Annotated in this window: 16 protein-coding genes; 8 read left to right on the top strand and 8 right to left on the bottom strand. The window is 70.5% G+C overall.

Annotation, left to right across the window (positions count from 1 at the left end):
- Nucleotides 1-86: 86 nt before the first annotated feature.
- Both WME73_RS06800 and WME73_RS06795 read right to left on the bottom strand, forming a co-directional pair.
- On the bottom strand, nucleotides 87-764 hold the full coding sequence (locus tag WME73_RS06800; RefSeq protein WP_437915147.1) for a hypothetical protein: 678 nt from the start codon (nucleotides 762-764) through the stop codon (nucleotides 87-89).
- Nucleotides 761-1,945, bottom strand: coding sequence for a hypothetical protein (locus tag WME73_RS06795; protein ID WP_437915146.1), 1,185 nt, complete (start codon nucleotides 1,943-1,945; stop codon nucleotides 761-763). Before WME73_RS06795 ends, WME73_RS06800 begins: the two co-directional genes overlap by 4 nt.
- 292 nt (nucleotides 1,946-2,237) lie before the next feature.
- On the opposite strand from WME73_RS06795, the gene WME73_RS06790 reads away from it, so the two are divergent.
- The 5 genes from WME73_RS06790 (at nucleotide 2,238) to WME73_RS06770 (ending at nucleotide 6,558) form a co-directional block, all read left to right on the top strand.
- Nucleotides 2,238-2,555 (top strand): putative quinol monooxygenase, encoded by a 318-nt coding sequence (locus WME73_RS06790; protein WP_437298262.1) that lies wholly within the window; start codon nucleotides 2,238-2,240, stop codon nucleotides 2,553-2,555.
- 1 nt (nucleotide 2,556) lies between these two features.
- Nucleotides 2,557-3,735, top strand: a complete 1,179-nt coding sequence (locus WME73_RS06785) for an iron-containing alcohol dehydrogenase (protein WP_437915145.1) — start codon at nucleotides 2,557-2,559, stop codon at nucleotides 3,733-3,735.
- A 27-nt stretch (nucleotides 3,736-3,762) separates the two neighbouring features.
- Nucleotides 3,763-3,963 (top strand): hypothetical protein, encoded by a 201-nt coding sequence (locus WME73_RS06780; protein WP_437298260.1) that lies wholly within the window; start codon nucleotides 3,763-3,765, stop codon nucleotides 3,961-3,963.
- 43 nt (nucleotides 3,964-4,006) lie between these two features.
- On the top strand, nucleotides 4,007-5,140 hold the full coding sequence (locus WME73_RS06775) for a class I SAM-dependent methyltransferase (RefSeq protein ID WP_437744666.1): 1,134 nt from the start codon (nucleotides 4,007-4,009) through the stop codon (nucleotides 5,138-5,140).
- 251 nt (nucleotides 5,141-5,391) lie between these two features.
- A complete protein-coding gene (locus WME73_RS06770; RefSeq protein WP_437915144.1) occupies nucleotides 5,392-6,558 on the top strand; it encodes an acyl-CoA dehydrogenase in 1,167 nt (388 codons plus the stop codon).
- A gap of 39 nt (nucleotides 6,559-6,597) precedes the next feature.
- On the opposite strand, the gene WME73_RS06765 is transcribed toward WME73_RS06770, so the two are convergent.
- The 5 genes from WME73_RS06765 to WME73_RS06745 form a co-directional block, all read right to left on the bottom strand.
- Nucleotides 6,598-6,819, bottom strand: coding sequence for an addiction module protein (locus tag WME73_RS06765; RefSeq protein ID WP_012233798.1), 222 nt, complete (start codon nucleotides 6,817-6,819; stop codon nucleotides 6,598-6,600).
- Between the two features lie 58 nt (nucleotides 6,820-6,877).
- Complete coding sequence (locus WME73_RS06760; RefSeq protein WP_012233797.1) at nucleotides 6,878-7,357, bottom strand: DUF2383 domain-containing protein; 480 nt, start codon at nucleotides 7,355-7,357, stop codon at nucleotides 6,878-6,880.
- 307 nt (nucleotides 7,358-7,664) lie between these two features.
- Complete coding sequence (locus WME73_RS06755; protein WP_437744664.1) at nucleotides 7,665-8,171, bottom strand: hypothetical protein; 507 nt, start codon at nucleotides 8,169-8,171, stop codon at nucleotides 7,665-7,667.
- A 257-nt stretch (nucleotides 8,172-8,428) separates the two neighbouring features.
- Nucleotides 8,429-9,766 (bottom strand): DNA topoisomerase IB, encoded by a 1,338-nt coding sequence (locus WME73_RS06750; protein WP_437915143.1) that lies wholly within the window; start codon nucleotides 9,764-9,766, stop codon nucleotides 8,429-8,431.
- 12 nt (nucleotides 9,767-9,778) lie between these two features.
- Nucleotides 9,779-10,129: a polyhydroxyalkanoic acid system family protein gene (locus WME73_RS06745; protein WP_437868393.1), complete on the bottom strand. Its 351-nt coding sequence runs from the start codon at nucleotides 10,127-10,129 to the stop codon at nucleotides 9,779-9,781.
- A 404-nt stretch (nucleotides 10,130-10,533) separates the two neighbouring features.
- On the opposite strand from WME73_RS06745, the gene WME73_RS06740 reads away from it, so the two are divergent.
- Complete coding sequence (locus WME73_RS06740; RefSeq protein ID WP_437915142.1) at nucleotides 10,534-12,378, top strand: hypothetical protein; 1,845 nt, start codon at nucleotides 10,534-10,536, stop codon at nucleotides 12,376-12,378.
- 397 nt (nucleotides 12,379-12,775) lie between these two features.
- The gene (locus WME73_RS06735; protein WP_437915141.1) at nucleotides 12,776-14,302 is read left to right on the top strand and encodes an amidohydrolase family protein; all 1,527 of its coding nucleotides are present in this window, start codon (nucleotides 12,776-12,778) and stop codon (nucleotides 14,300-14,302) included.
- 169 nt (nucleotides 14,303-14,471) lie between these two features.
- Here the strand turns inward: WME73_RS06735 and WME73_RS06730 are convergent, their stop codons facing one another.
- Nucleotides 14,472-15,377 (bottom strand): LysR family transcriptional regulator, encoded by a 906-nt coding sequence (locus WME73_RS06730; RefSeq protein WP_437915140.1) that lies wholly within the window; start codon nucleotides 15,375-15,377, stop codon nucleotides 14,472-14,474.
- Between the two features lie 66 nt (nucleotides 15,378-15,443).
- On the opposite strand from WME73_RS06730, the gene WME73_RS06725 reads away from it, so the two are divergent.
- Nucleotides 15,444-16,268, top strand: coding sequence for an SDR family NAD(P)-dependent oxidoreductase (locus WME73_RS06725; RefSeq protein WP_437915139.1), 825 nt, complete (start codon nucleotides 15,444-15,446; stop codon nucleotides 16,266-16,268).
- Nucleotides 16,269-16,270: the final 2 nt, after the last annotated feature.

Genomic DNA, 16,270 nt, shown 5'->3' with positions numbered 1-16,270 from the left:
CCCGCGCGCGGCGCGCAGACGCAATACCGGCGCAGCGGTCATCCACGTTCTCGCACGTTCCCGCGCGCTCCGCGCCTACCCCCGCCTCACCCGACCCCGGCCCTCCGGTCGTCGAACCATTGCCACGCGTTCGCGAACCCCACGCGCTGGGATGATTTCTTGTAGCAGAGGAAGTAGAGCCTTCCGCCCTGAACACCGCACTCCGTACGGTCTTTCCAGCAGGTGAGGAGATCCGGGTCCACGGCCGGATTGCTCGAAAACACCGTCCCTTCGTCGAGCTCCTGTGTCCCGGCGGCGTCCAGGCAGGCCGCCGGGCCGGGGGTCACCGGAAGGCCCACCGCGCTCGATTCCACGCCCGTGTTGAAGAGCGCCTCGGCCACCCGGCGCACGGCGGCTGCGCGGTCTGGACCGCAGAGAGAGAGGATATCGAGGCTCGCGCGATCGACCTGGACGAGAATGAAGTTGCGCCCCTCGATGACGGTGAACCCGAGCCCGCCCGCGGCGTACTCGTGGCGGAGCAGGTCGGGCGTATCGTCCGTGGCGGCATGGAACGCGTGGCGCGCGTTCACGGCCTCGCCGTGCGGGTTGAGCTCGTCCCGGAAGATGGAGTCGCACCAGTAGAACGACTCCGCGCGCGCCTGGGCCGGCACGTCGTCGAACCGCTCGACGGGCGTGAAGCCCTCCGGGGCGACGCGCGCCACGGCCGCGAGCCACCCCGCGATCTTCGCGTCGACGTCCTGCTTCTGAAATGCGTGCGCGCTCATCCCCAGCCTCCGTTTCTGTAGGTCGCCACGATCTGCTCGACGCGGAACCCTTCGTCCGGCGCCGAGCTGAACCAGATGAGCCCCCAGAAGACGCCCAGGATCGGCTCCACGGAATCGAACACGCCGGCGCCGCCCGCGTAATACCTGGTCACGCCGCCGTGGGAGAACTCGAGGCACGCCTCGTACCGGTTGAGCCCCGGGCTGACCGTCCCGTCGGGGAGGCGCGTATGGGACGCCGGATAGGTCCTCCCCACCTCCACCGGCCCGTCGACGAGCGCGGCGCGCCACACGCGGCCGCCCTCGACCTTCGTGACGTCGAGCCCCGCCCACGGATTCTGCTCGACATCGGCCGACAGCGTCTTGCGCCCGCCGCCCACGTTGGGGTCGCCCCAGACCACGATCATGCGCGTCCGCCCCGGGATCCCGAGCTGGCGCAGCATGCCGCGGAGGAGGCGGACGATCGCCTGGCACTCCCCGCTCTCCTCCACGTGATCGGTCATCGGCCAGGCGCCGCCCTCGCCGTTCACGTACGTCGGGTGATGGTACCGCCGGGGCACCCTGGGGCTCGGCAGGAGCGTGTACGTCGGGAACCTGGCCATGACCCCCTCCACGATCTCGTGGGGATCGACCGTATCCATCGGCGCGATCCAGGAAACCGCCCTGTCCATCCGCTTCAAGGTCACCCCATCTTCCTGCCAGACATCCTGTCTGTCGGTCTGGGGCCTGCCCATCGTGACATAGACGACGTTCGAGGTCCGGGCGGGAGACACCGCAGCTCCCGCGCCTGCAGACCAGCTCAGGGCGAGGTTGAACTTCTGGATCTTCCTCCCGATCTGCCGCGAGGAGAAGAGATCGAGCGGCGCGCCGACGGCCCCGCTACCGCGGCTCTCGAGGACGATGCCCCCCGGCCCCACGGCGCGGATCTCGGCCGCCGCCGCGCTGTAGGCGTCGCGCTGCGAGAGCCCGAGCCGGACGACGATGTGCCGGCCCATCGAGATCGAGAGGGGGACGGCGCCCCCCGGCGTCCACTCCGGCCGTGGGCACAGGGCCCCCTCGTTCCTCCAGCCGCTCTCCCCCTTGCAGTCCTTCAGGAGACCGTGATCGGACCTGAACTCGATGGAATGCAGCGCGATGGACCGCGCCGCATCGGGCTCCGGGCTCTCCATGGTCGGATCCGCCATATCGACCTTCCTCGCTCGCGGCGCTCATGCACTCGACGCTTGCCGAGCCGCACGCCGGGTCACGACGATCGTAGTGCGCGAGCCGGCCGGGCCAAGTCGGGAGTCCACGCAGGGGGCGACGGCGCTCTGCCGGCCGCGCCGCCACCCGCGCGCCCGCCCTGCCACCCGCCGCCGCGCCCCGCCCGGAGGCAGCGCGCTCGGCCGAGCCGGCGCGGCCCGCGCGCTCTCCCGGAAGGCCGGCCACGGCGCGAGCCGGGTTCCTGCGGCAGCGCGCCCGAGCTAGATTGCGCGCATGTCCAACAGCCTGTTCGTCGTACATGTGCATGTACGTGTCAGACCCGAGCTCGTCGACGCGTTCCGGAGCGCGACGATCGAGAACGCACGCGAGAGCGTCAAGGAGCCGGGGATCGCCCGGTTCGACGTCGTCCAGGACACCGAGGATCCCGCGCGGTTCGTGCTCGTCGAGGTCTACAGGACCAAGGAGGCGCCGGCCGCACACAAGGAAACGGCGCATTACCAGCGGTGGCGGGACACCGTCGCGGAGATGATGGCCGAGCCGCGGACCAGCCGGAAATACGTCAATGTCTTCCCTGACGACGCGGGGTATTGACATGACGCCTCCCGGCCATGAACCCGCCTTCGAGTTCGCCACCTCGACGCGCATCGCCTTCGGCGCTGGCAAGGTCGCCGAGGTGCCCGCGGCTGTGCGGGGCCTCGGCGGGACGCGGGCGCTCGTCGTCACCGGGCAGGATCCCGGCCGCGCCGCGCCGCTCCTCGCCGCGCTCGCCACGGCGGGCGTCGCCGCGGTGCGCTTCGCCGTCGCGGGCGAGCCCACGGTGGACGTCGCCCGCGAGGGGACGTCGCGGGCCGCGGCCGAGCGGTGCGACGTCGTGGTGGCGCTCGGCGGCGGCAGCGCGATCGACGCCGGCAAGGCGATCGCCGCGCTCGTCGCGAACGGCGGCGACCCGCTCGATTACCTGGAGGTCATCGGCAAGGGGGGAGCGCTCTCCAGGCCGTCCGTGCCGTTCGTGGCGATCCCCACGACCGCCGGCACCGGTGCGGAGGTGACGCGCAACGCGGTGCTCGCGTCGCGGGAGGCCGGCGTGAAGGCGAGCCTGCGCAGCCCGCACATGCTGCCGCGCCTCGCGGTGGTCGACCCCGACCTGCTCGCGGGCGCCCCGCCCGGGGTGCTCGCGTCGAGCGGGCTCGACGCGCTCTCGCAGCTCATCGAGCCGTTCCTGTCGAGCCGCAGCAACCCGCTCACGGACGGCCTCGCGCGCGAGGGCATCCGACGCTCGGTGCGCTCGCTGCGCCGCGCGGTCCTGGAGGGCGCCGACGCGCCGGCCCGGGACGACCTCGCGATCGCCAGCCTGCTCGGCGGCCTCTGCCTCGCGAACGCCGGCCTCGGGGCGGTCCACGGCTTCGCCGGGCCCGCGGGGGGCATGTTCGACGCGCCGCACGGCGCGGTGTGCGCGGCGCTCTTACCCGCCGTCCTGGAGGTCAACCTGCGGGCGCTGCGCGCGCGCGACCCGGCTCACCGCGCGCTGCCGCGCTTCGACGAGCTGGCCGCGCTCGTCACGGGGCGCGCCGGAGCCAGCGCCGAGGAAGGGATCGCCTGGGTCCGCGAGCTCTGCCGTGATCTCGCGATCCCGGGGCTCCGGCGCTACGGCATGGATGAGGCGGACCTCCCGGCGCTGGTCGCGAAGGCCAGGGCGGCGAGCAGCATGAAGGCGAACCCGCTGCCGCTCACCGACGAGGAGCTGTTCGACATCGCGGCGGCGTCCTTGTGATCGCGGCGCTGGTGGTATCATCAGGGGGTGGCAAGCCCGTACCGCACGAGACCGCCCACTCCGCCGCGCGTCCGGTCGATCGACCAGCGGCGGCGGATCAGCGTGGCGAGCCTCGTGTTCGGCATGCTCTGCGGCGTGACGGGGATCTCGCTCGCCGACGAGGGTCGGGCAGAGTGCGCGCTGCTGTTCACGGGCGTCTGCGGCTTCGTCTTGCTCCTCCAGCGCTAGGGTGCACGCTAGCCTTGACCCCACCCCCGACGACCGGAGCTCGATGAAGAACGATCCCGCCCCGAATCCCACCCTCGACGCCATGCTCGCCGCCCAGCGCATCGCGTTTGCGCCCGTCATGTTCCAGGTGGCGCGGGTGATGCGAAACCGCGGCGTCCTCAAAGCGCTCCAGCGCGCTGGTAAGGGCGGCAGGACACCGGCGGAGGTGGCCCAGGACACCGGCCTCTCCGCCTATGCCGCCAAGACCTTGCTGGAGGCGAGCCTGAGCTTCGGCCTGGTGGAGCGCGCAGGCGTCGCAGGCGGCGCAAACGCCCACGCAGAGCCGCGAGAGCGTGGCGAGCGCTACACGATCACGCGGGTCGGGCTCATCGTCGAGAATGACAGGATGACCCGCATCAACATGGATTTCATCCATGACGTCTGTTACGAGGGCATGCGCTTTCTCGACGAGGCCATCGAGGGCGGCAAGCCGGCTGGCCTGAAGGTCTTTGGCGAGTGGCCGACGGTCTATGAGGCGCTCCCGGCGCTCCCGCCGAAGGTGAGGGAGAGCTGGTTTGCGTTCGATCACCTCTACTCCGACTCCGCGTTCCCCGAGGCGCTGCCCGTCGTGTTCGAGCGGAGGCCGAGGACGCTCCTCGACATCGGCGGCAACACGGGGCGGTGGGCGATCCAGTGCTGCACGCACGACCCCGACGTGCGCGTCACGCTGCTCGACCTGCCGGGCCAGCTGGAGGACGCGCGCGTCAACGTCGAGCAGCACGGCTTGCTCGGCCGGATCGTGGGCACCCCCATCGACTTCCTGGATCACGGCCAGGCGTTCCCGACGGGCTTCGACGCCATCTGGATGAGCCAGTTCCTCGTGTGCTTCTCCGAGGCGGACATCCTCCAGATCCTCCGGCGGGCCGCGTCGGCGATGGGGGACGAGACGGTGCTCTGGATCCTCGACACGTTCTGGGATCGGCAGACGAACGAGGTGGCGGTCCACTGTCTTCACGGCTCTTCCCTGTATTTCACGTGCCTCGCGAACGGGAACAGCCGCATGTACAGCGCCGCCGATATCCGGCGTTGCGTCGACGAGGCGGGCCTCGTCGTCGAGGCGGAGATCGACCACCTCGGCCTCGCCCACACGCTGCTCCGGTGCCGCCGGCGCGACGCGCCCGCGGGCAAGCGCGCGTGAGCGTCCAGGTGAAGCAACGCGCGTGGCAGCCTGGACGATCCCGGCCCCGGAGCGAGCGGCGACACCACGGATGAGGCGGCTCGGGGCGGCGCGCCCCGTCCGCCGCCGACGCGGCGTGGCCTGCGTTGCGCCGCGGCGATGACCGGGCGGGGCGCGCTCGAACGGCTTTCGCTCGTGGCCCTCGCGTAGCATAGTGGGGCGACGCCGCCACGGCGCCGCGCTGCGCCATGGGCCCACAAGGAGAAACCGTCGTGTCCCACCCCCCGCTCACCCAGCTCTCCGACGAGGAGCGCCTCTTCCGCGACTCGGTGCTTGATTTCGCCCGGAAGCGCGTCGCGCCGCGCGCGGCGGCGATGGACGAAGAGGGCGCGCTCGACCACGATCTGCTCCCTCCGCTGTTCGAGCTCGGCCTCATGGGGATCGAGATCCCGGAGGCGTACGGGGGCTCTGGAGCGGGCTTCTTCAGCGCGATCCTCGCGATCGAGGCGCTCGCCGTGGTCGACCCGAGCGTGAGCGTGCTCGTCGACGTGCAGAACACCCTGGTGGCCAATGCGTTCCTCCGCTGGGGCACCGAGGCGCAGAAGGAGAGGTATCTCCCGCGGCTCTCCCGCGACTGGATCGGCTCGTATGCGCTGAGCGAGGCGGGCTCCGGCTCGGACGCGTTCGCGCTCGCGGCCCGCGCCGAGCGCCGGGGCGACCGCTGGATCCTGAACGGCCGCAAGCTCTGGATCACGAACGCGAACGAGAGCTCGGTGTTCCTGGTGTTCGCCAACGTCGATCCGACGAAGGGCTACAAGGGCATCACGGCCTTCGTGGTCGAGCGTTCCTTCCCCGGCTTCTCGGTGGGCAAGAAGGAGAACAAGCTCGGCATCCGCGCCTCCAGCACGTGTGAGCTCGTCCTCGAGGACTGCGAGGTGCCGGAGGGCAACGTGATCGGCGAGGTCGGCAAGGGCTACAAGATCGCCATCGAGACGCTGAACGAGGGCCGTATCGGCATCGGCGCGCAGATGCTCGGCCTGGCCGCGGGGGCGTTCGACCACGCGATGCGCTACATGGGCGAGCGGAAGCAGTTCGGGCAGCCGATCGCGAGCTTCCAGGGCGTGCAGTTCCAGTACGCGCGCGTCGCCATGGAGATCGAGGCCGCGCGCCTCCTCGTCTACAACGCCGCGCGGCTCAAGGACGCGGGCCAGCCGTTCGTGAAGGAGGCGGCGATGGCCAAGCTGTTCGCGTCCGAGGTGGCCGAGCGGACGGCGTCGCTCTGTATCGAGTTCATGGGCGGCGTCGGCTTCACCAAGGACTATCCTGTCGAGAAGCTCTACCGCGACGCGAAGATCGGGAAGATCTACGAGGGGACGTCGAACATGCAGCTCTCCACGATCGCGAAGCTGCTCCAGGCGGGATACGACGCGAAGGGCTGAGCGGGGGAGTTCACCCCCGTCCCAACACCGATGTTGCCCTCACCGTGACCGAGCGCGTGCCTGGGCGACAACCTCATCCCAGGTGAGCCCGACCGGCCCCTCGGCCTCGAGCTCATCAAGGCGCCGATCGAGCTCGACCCGCTGGGCGTCGCTGAGAGGCAGCGCGTCAGGGTCTCGCCCGAGGCTCGCCCACAACTCGTCGAGCAGGTCGAGCTGCTCGTCGCGGCTCAGTCGGGTAATGTCCAGCGCAGCCCTGCCCATACGGCCGAAAGTATCGCACGGGGGGCCCGCCCGAACAATCCGCCGACGAACTCCCGCGTCACGGCAGCTGCCGCTTGAGATCCGCGAGCGAGCGGCGCGTCGACACCTGCTGCGGCAAGATCACGTCCCGCACCAGGGCGTGCGACTCGGTGTCGAGCTCCTCAATGTCGTTCCGGTAGTCCTTCAGGCCGTGCTCCTCCCCCTCGGCCAGCGCCGAGAGCGCCGTCTTGTGGCCAAGCGCCAGCGCGGTCCCCTCGACGGCCTTGGCGAACGCGCCCCATGGCCCGGAGCTCGCCGGGGGGTCGCCTCCGAGCTCCTCGATCCGCCGGCGCAGCACCTTCACCCGCGCCTCGTGCGACGCGAGGTTCAGCCGGAGGTGGTGAGCAACCCAGCCCTGGCGCGCCGCGGCGATGGCCTGACGGTAGGTCTCGACCGCGGACATCTCGCCACGGCAGAACGATTTGAGCTGCTCGATCGAGTCATCGTCGATGAGTCCGTCCAGGCCCACGCTCTCGTCTGCGAATGCGACCGGTTCCATGGGGTACTCTCCTGAGATGTCTGGTGAACGCCCGATTCCTCTCCTCCTTACCTCCCAAGGTGGGCCACCACGCCATACGTCCACGCAGGAGCCGCGATCGCCAGGGATCGTCGCCGCTGCGGGAAGGCGCGCGCCCCCTGTTGCCTCAGGGGTACAGGTTCGCCTTGTACTGCATCAGTCTCGGCTGAACCCTTTCATTCCCTTCAAGTCCCGTTCCAATGTCCGGGACTTCGCTGTCATGAAGCGAGCTCATCGATCCAGCGGCGGCTCCCTCCAGCGGCGACGCGGAGCGGTGAGCGCCGGCGGCTCACAGCGCGGCGAACACGCGGGCTCCCTTGCCCGTGCCGCAGAAATCGCCGTTGCCCGCGTCTCGCAGGATCGCGCGAAGCGCCGCGGCGTCCTTCTCGTCGCGCGCGAGGGCGCCGAGGAGCATCGCGCCTTCCTTGAGGCGCCTCTCGATCTCCGGCGCGCTCTGCTCGGGGATCCCGGCGTCGACGAGCACGCTGCTCAGGCTGGCCGTCTCGCTCGCCGAGCTCGCGTCCGCGAGCCTCACCGCGATGGGGCCGGCCACCGCGAGCCGCAGCCCCGGGACCACGAGCCCCGCGCTCGCCGCGGCGAGGACGGAGGTCAGCGCGCTCCCGTGCGAGGCCGCACCGTATGCGCGTGAGCGCAAGATGTGCTGGCGACGCGTCGCTTCGCTCACGATGGCGCAGACGTCCCGTCGCGTGTGCCCGCTGTCCAGGATGCGCCGGACGACGTCTTCGGCCTCCCCACGTGCTCGCACCATCCCGGTGATCAACCTCTGGCTCGCCATGCAGACCTCCTTGGCTGAGGGTTCGCGCCGCGCGCGCTGGTTTCCAAGGAGCTACGCACAACACGAACCGTACCGCGCGCGTATCCGGCGCGAGATCGCGGGCCGCTCGCGACCCCAGCAACAGCCCCCGTCGCGTCCGCGGCACGATGCCACAGCGGGGCGATCACGCTGTGACGCAACGACACGGCAGACTCGTCGGGAACAGCGGGGCGAAGCGCATCCCCGCGCGGCCGCTGCGGCGCTCGCCGCGGCGCGGCTCAGGCCGCGGCGCGTCGTTCCCCGGGGGGACGCTTCGCGCTCTTGCCGGCTCGCCGCGCGTTCACCGCGCGCGCCGAGCGCACGCTCTCGCGGAGGCGGGTGACGAGCGGCACCGCCTCTCGCTCGCCGAAGCCGCGGACGATCCGGAGCATCTTCGCCTCTTCGGGCCGGAGCGCCGCGAGCGCCCCGTCCGCGACGGCCTCCTCCGCGTCGATCAGGGACTGCAGGGCGCCCTCCGTGTAGGCGCGGATCACGGCGGGGTGGACATAACAACGCTGACAGACCGCGCGTGTGTTGCCCAGGCGGGCGGACACCCTGTCGATCACCTGCGCCACGCGCTTCTTCACCTGGCGGACCGAGCTCGCGATCTCCATCTCGCAGAAGAACGACGCGCACAGCACGGTGCCGGTCCAGGTGCGGAAGTCCTTCGCCGTGAAGTCGTGGCCCGCGACCGAGCGCAGGTACTCGTTCACGTCGTCCGAATGGATCCTTTGCCGCCGGCCCTCGCCGTCGATGTACTGGAACAGCTCGTGGCCGGGCACGTCCTGACAGCGCTTCACGATGCGGGCGAGCCGCCGATCCCGCACCGTCATCGCGTGCTCCTTGCCGCCCTTGCCCCTGAAGTGGAACCTGATGAGGCTCCCCTCTATCTCGACGTGCTCGTCGTGGAGCGTGGTGAGTCCATACGAGTCGTTGTCGCGCGCGTACTCGTCGTTCCCTATGCGGATCGACGTCTCGTCGAGCAGGCGCACCACGGCCGCCAGCACCTTCTCGCGCGGCAGGCCAGGCAGCGCGAGATCCCGCTCGGTCGCCGCGCGGATCGCCGGGAGCGCCGCGCCGAACGCGAGCATGCGGTCGTACTTCGTCTCGTCGCGGACCTCGCGCCAGCGCGGGTGATACCGGTACTGCTTTCGGCTGCGCGCGTCCCGCCCTGTCGCCTGGATGTGCCCGCGCTCGCTCCGGCAGATCCATACCTCGGTCCACGCGGGCGGGATCGCGAGGCGGCGGATGCGCGCGAGCGTCGCCTCGTCCTTGACGGGGCGGCCGTCGGCGTCGACGTAACGGAAGCCCTTGCCCGCCCCTCGCCTGGAGATCCCCGGCTCACCGTCGTTCACGTACCGGAGCCCGGCCGACTCGGCGGACTCGACCGGTGACGGGGTGAGCTGCCCTGTCCCCGCGAGCTCGCCGTTCGCGCGGGCGAGCTCGACCGTCTCGACGGACGCGACCGACACGCTGACGCGGCGCCGGCGGAGGACGACGCCGCTCGCGGCGGAGCGGCGCGGGGCGCTCCGCGGGCGGCGCCTTTCATGGGTGGTCGTGGCGCTTCCGCTCTTCATTGCGCGGACCGCTCAGAGCGCCTCCTGCGCGACCGCGCTCGGAGCGCGCCGCCGCGCGCGATCGCGGTGCGCGTCATCGATGCACCGCCTCACCTCGGCGTCGATCGCCGCGATCGCCATCCGGTTGAACATGCGCAGCGGCAGCGGCATGTCGATCGCGAAGTCGACGGCCCTGGGCCGGAGCTCGAGCCGCCCGGAGAGCGTGAAGCCCTTGAAGGAGAGGCCGACATCCGCGCGCCGCTCGTCGCTCCAGAAAATGGAGGGAGCGTACTCCGCGTATCGATCACAATACTTCGCCATCGCCCGCAGGACGGCGCTCTTCGCTTCTTCGTCGTTCAGGTCGTGATGGACAGTGTGGTTCATGATGACCTCGGGTGATGGCTGGAAGCCGGAAGATCGACTCCAGCGGACCTCCAGCGGCGTCGACGCGACAGGCTCGCCAGCGCCGGCGTTCGCGGGGTTAGCAAGCCGGGTGCCTGTCGGGTCCGACGGGGGCCGAGCGCTCGCGGCAGGGCCATTTCCGGGCGCGTCCGCGCGAGAGCGGGCCCCCCCCGCGGTCCGCGCATGTCGACCTTCGCCACGAGCGGGGCAGATCGCCACGGCCAGGCTTGAGCCTGCCCCCTCGCGCCGCGGCTCAGCTCGCGGCATGGCCCGTGCGATCGGATGGGCTCATGCACGCGCTCCTGCACGAAGCTGCCGCGCTGAAGTCCCCACCTGCGCTCAGCGGGCGGCTAGGGCCACGGGCCAGGAGGGCGCTGAAAACGCTGTTGATCCTGCCTCTCGCGCTCTGGCTCGGCTACGTCGTCGTCGTGAACGTCATGCTGAGCACGGGGCTCATCGCGAGGCTCGTCAGCTACAACCCCGTCGACGCCTCGCTCTATTACGGGTCGGCGTGGAGCCTCTGGCCGGGCGTCGTTCACGTGAAAGAGCTCCGGCTCAGCGGCTCCGACAGCGTGCTTCAGTGGGCGGTGGAGCTCGACGAAGCGGACGTCGATATCCACCTGACCGATCTCCTCCGGAAGAAGTTCTATGCGGAGGACATCCGCGCCACGGGCTTCGTGTTCCGGATGCGGATGCTCGTGGATCCGACGAGCGAGCGCGATCTGGAGGCGCCGCACATCGAGGCGCTGCCGCCCATCCCGGAGTTCGCGAACCCTCCGCTCAAGCCGGAGCTGCCGCCGAAGCACGATCTCGAGAACTCGGACGAGGGCTACAACCTGTGGACGGTGCACCTGGAAGGCATCGACACGACGCTCAAGGAGGTCTGGATCCAGCAAGTCCGGTATGCCGGCGGCGGTCGCGTGCGGGGAGGGTTCTATTACAAGCCGCTCCGCGCCGCTCGCGTCGGGCCCGTCGCCCTGGAGCTCCGCTCGGGCGAGGTCCACGTCGCGGATCGCGTCGTCGCGCGGCTCGACGCCGACGCCGACGTGACGATGAGCACGTTCGATCCGCGGGACGTCGACGGGCTCGACGTCCTCGAAACCGCCTGGGCGCGCGTCCGCCTCGACGCGCAGCTGCCGGGGCTCGATTTCATCCCCCTTCCCGCGGGCGAGGGCGCCGGACCCCGGCTCGAGGACGGGAGCGGAGAGCTCCGGACGCACCTCGTCGTGAACCGGGGGAGCGTCGAGCCGGGCAGCACCGCGTCCTACGAGACGAGCCACCTCGTGGCCTCCATCGCGTCGCTCCGCGCGACCGCCGAGGCGCGCGCGGCGCTGCGCGTCGACGAGCGCGGAGCGGCGCGCCTCGCCGTGACGCTGCCCCGCGCGACGCTCGAGCGCCCGGGAAGCGGGCTGCCGCCCATCGTCGTGGAGAGGGCGAGCGCCACCTTCGACGCGCCGGAGCTCCACCTCCTGCGGCTGCAGCCGGGGTTCGCGTCGAAGGTGGATGTCGTCGCCGCGGCGATCCCGGACCTGCGCTGGCTGAACGTCGAGGGCGCCGCGCCGGACGCGCCGCGGTTCACCGGCGGCGCAGCCTTCATGCGGAGCAGCCTGGAGGTCGACCCGCTGGGCCGGGGGACGGGCTCGCTGAACCTGCTGTTGAAGCACGGCGCCCTGCAGTGGAAACAGACGAAGGTGAAGGGCGACGTGGCGGCGCGCATGACGCTCGACGCGGCGGACGTCTTGAATCAGGCAGCCAAGCTGCGGAAGGGCCGCATCGACATCGAGGACCTCGCGATCGAGCACGAGGGCGAGGCGCTCCCTGGCTGGTGGGCGCACATCGACATCGAGGACGCCGAGGTGAGGCGGGGGCTCATGGAGGCGGCGATCCGGGTGGAATGCAAGGACGCGCGGCCGGCCGTGATGCTGCTCGACGCCGAGGATGCCATTCCCGGCTGGGCCGCGGGGCTCCTCACGATGGAGGGGCTCAAGGCATCCGCGAAGGTGAGGCGCGCGGACGCCGGCGTCGATTTCAGGCTGCTGGAGGCGAAGGGGGGCGATCTCGCGATCCGCGGGCGGCTCACGAAGTCCGACGGGCAGACCCCCAGGGGAGCGTTCCTCGTGAAGAGTGGGCTGCTCTCGGTGGGCCTCGCGCTCGATCGGGACGGGGCCGGCGTGCACCCCCTCGCCGGCGACGACTGGGTAAACGAGAGGATGATTGCGCTGGGCAGGTGATCTCGCAAGACGACGGCGGCGGGCCGTGGGACGACCACCGCGCGGCTCGGCCCCGCGCGCGTATCGGGGCCGCGTGCGCCGCGACCGCATCATCACACTCGAGACCCCTCTGTAGTCATCACAGGGAGATTCGCTGTGTACTACGGCATCTCGGGTGGAATTCTCCATCCGGCCTTCCAGCTCGATGCCGTGCGACCGTGCAACCGTGCAAACGTACAACCGTGCAACCGTACAAGGCGCACGACCTCGGCGCTGCATCGCATCCCACGAGGCTCGACGCTGGCTTCCGCACCGGGTTAATCTTTGCTTTGCTCAGCCCACCAGAACGCAGTGGTCGGTGTCTCGGGAGGCGGGGGCACGACAGAAGGACGCGTGAACTGAGCAGGAGGAACTTGGTATGTGCCAGAAGCTCTGTGGAAACGACTCGAACCATGACGGAGAGCCAGGCGAGGCGGGCTCGTCTCGTCGCCGGTTTCTCGCGGTGGGAGCTTCAGCGCTCGGTGCTGCGGCGGCCTTCTCGACTCCCGCGGCGGCGATGGGGAGGGCGGAGCACGATGATGACATGCCGCACGGGACCGGCGCCTCGCACCGGCGTTACATCCTGAGAGGCGGCGCCGTGCTCAGCATGGATCCGAACGTGGGGGACTTCGCCCGGGGCGACGTGCTCGTGCAGGGCAAGAAGATCATCGCGGTCGGGCCGCACCTGCACGCGCCAGGCGCGGAGATCATCGACGCGACGGGCACGATCGTGATGCCGGGGTTCGTCGACACCCATCACCACCAGTACCAGACCGCGCTGCGGAGCTTCCTCTCGGACGGCCTCCTGGCCAACGACGGGCTGCCGCACGGCGAGAAGAACTACCTCGACTACATCCACTTCACCATCACGCCGGTCTTCCGACCGCGGGACGCCTTCCTCGCCATACTCGCCTCCTCGCTCAGCCAGCTGGATGCCGGGGTGACGACGGTCGTCGACACGTCCCAGGTGGGCCACACGCCGGAGCACACCGATGCCGTCATCCATGGGCTGCAGGAATCGGGCCGCCGAGCGCTCTTCGTGTACTCGCCGGGCGCGGGCCCCGGCAACATCTTCCCGAACGATCTCGATCGGATCCAGAGCCAGTACTTCTCCTCGACCGACCAGCTCCTGACCCTGGCCATGGGCGGGGAGGTGTTCGACCCCGCGTGGCGCGATACCTGGGCGATCGGGCGCCAGCACGGCCTGCCCATCGTGACGCACCTCGTCGGCAGCATCGGCCAGGGGACGCTCATCGAGCAGATCGAGAGCGAGGGTCTGATGGGGCCTGATCTCGAGTTCATCCACGCCAGCGCCATCTCGGAGGCCTCCTGGCAGGCGATCGCCGATTCGGGCGCGAACGTCTCGATCGCGGCCCCGATCGAGATGACCATGCGGCACGGCATGCCGCCTATCCAGGCCGCGCTCGATCATGGCGTCCAGCCCGCGCTCAGCACCGACGTCGAGTGCACGATGACCGCGGACTTCTTCACCCAGATGCGGACCGTCTTCACGCTTCAGCGGGCGCTCATCAACGAACGCGCGCTGGCCGGAGAGACGGATCTGCCCGAGCTCCTCACGTGCCGCGATGTCATCCGCCTGGCCACGGTCGAGGGGGCCCGGGTGGCCGGGCTCTCCCACAAGATCGGCACGCTGACTCCGGGCAAGGAGGCCGACATCATCCTGCTGCGAGCGGATGCCATCAATGTGGCGCCGCTCAACAACGTACCGGGGGCCGTGGTGACGTTGATGGACCGCAGCAACGTGGACACGGTCATCGTCGCGGGGAGCATCCGCAAATGGCGAGGCAAGCTCGTCGGCGTGAACTTTGGCCGGCTCCGCGCCGGCCTCGAGGCGTCCAGGGACTACCTCCTCGACGCTGCGGGCGTCGAGCGCGTGCTCTTCTGAGGCTGTAACTGCCGCGTTCGGGGGAGGGAGAGTTCAACGCAAAGGCGCAAAGGCGCAAAGGCGCAAAGGCGCAAGAGAGAGAGAGAGAGAGAGAGAAAGAATTTTCATGCATTTTTGCGTCTTTGCGCCTTTGCGTTGAACTCTCCCTTCGGACTCCTGGCGGCCGAAACTAGCCGCGAGCCTTCTCCCGAACGGCGATCTGGCGGATCGCCTCCTCGATCGCCCCCGCGACGCCGCGGATCCGCGGAACGCGCCGCAGATCCCGGTGGACCACGAGGTACACGCTCACCGTCGGGAGCGGCGTCGCGCAGGCGAGCCGCCGCAGCCCGGGCACGTCACGCGCGAGCGCGTCCGCGAAGATGCAGATGCCCTGGGACTCGCTCGCGGCCGTGAGCATCGCGTCGTCCGAGCTCGAACGGAACGGGAACCGACGCGCGCCGCGGGCGACGAGCCACCGCTCCTGCTCGGACTCCCGCCCCGGCCCGTCGTAGCCGACGAAGTCGTGCCGCGGGAAGTCCGCCTCGCGCAGGTGGCCGTCGCGCAGGTGTCGCTCCACATACTCGTTCGAGGCCCAGAGGCCGTACGAGAACGTGCCGAGGCGCTTCTCGACGAGCGCCTTCGACGACGAGCGCACCGTCCGGACGCCGAGGTCGGCCTCACGCTTCGCCACGTCCGCGAGGCGCGCCTCCGAGGCGAGCTCGATCAGCGTCTCGGGGTGGATACGCCGCCACGCGGAGAGGACCTTCGCCATCGGGCGCGCGAGGCTCTCCTTGATCGAGACGCGCACCACGCCCTCGAGCGACTCGGCGCCGCGCGCGTCCCTCCCTTCGACGCGGAGCTCCCTCTCCATGCCCTCGGCGAGCGCGACGAGCGCGCGCGCCGCCGGATCGATCGAGGTCCCGGCGGTCGTCCGGTGCACGAGCTTCCGGCCGAGCGCGAGCTCGAGCGCGTCGATGCGCCGCCCGACCGTCGAGGTGGAGAGCCCGAGCGCCTTGCCCGCGCCGAGGAAGCTGCGACGTCGATCGACCTCGAGCAGCACGCGCAGGTCGTCCCAGGAGAAGGCGTCGTTTTTCATCCGTGGAACTCCGATGCCCGAAGATGTCCGTTCTCGCGAACCCACACAGAGCTTACACATGGAGGCATGACGCGACACCCCTTCGAGAACCGGAACGCCCTGGTCACTGGAGCCTCCACCGGCATCGGCGCCGAATTCGCCCGCCAGCTCGCCGCGCAGCGATGCCACCTGATCCTCGTCGCCCGCTCGCGCGACAAGCTCGAGGCGCTCGCCGCCGAGCTGCGCGCCGCGCACGGCGTCCGCGTCGAGGTGATCGCCGACGACCTCACGAGCGCGGGGGCGATCGGGCGCGTGCACGCCGAGGTCGCGCGCCGCGGCGTGTCCGTCAATCTGCTCATCAACAACGCCGGATTCGCGACCCACGGCCGCTTCGAGGAGACGCCGATCGAAAGGCAGCTCGAGGAGATCGCGCTCAACGTGAGCGCGCTCGTCGCGATGACCCACGCGTTCCTGCCCGATCTCGTGAGGGCGCGCGGCGCGGTCCTCAACGTCGCGTCCACGGCGGCGTTCTACCCGATCGCCTCGATGGCGGTGTACGGGGCGACCAAGGCCTTCGTGCTCTCGTTCAGCGAGGCGCTCTGGGCCGAGCTCGGCGAGCGGGGCGTGAAGGTGGTCGCGCTCTGCCCCGGCGCGACCGAGACGCCGTTCTTCGAGATCGCCGGGGAAGCCGCGGCCGTGGGCGCCAAGGCGAAGGCGGGCGACGTCGTGCGGCTCGGCCTGAGCGCCCTCTCGACGGGGCGAACCCACGCCATCCACGGCCTCGGCAACTACATCCTCTCGAACCTCGCGCGCTTCGTGCCGCGCGCCATGGCGGCTCGCCTGACGGCGGAGGTCATGCGGAAGAACCAGGTGCGCGCCCTGCCTGCCAGGACGGCGGGCGCACGTCCCTGAGC

It is taken from the genome of Sorangium sp. So ce302 (genome assembly GCF_051530145.1).
Lineage (GTDB): Bacteria > Myxococcota_A > Polyangia > Polyangiales > Polyangiaceae > Sorangium > Sorangium cellulosum_B.
Note: the sequence above shows the minus strand (reverse complement) of the source record. Positions and strands in the feature narration are given on the sequence as shown.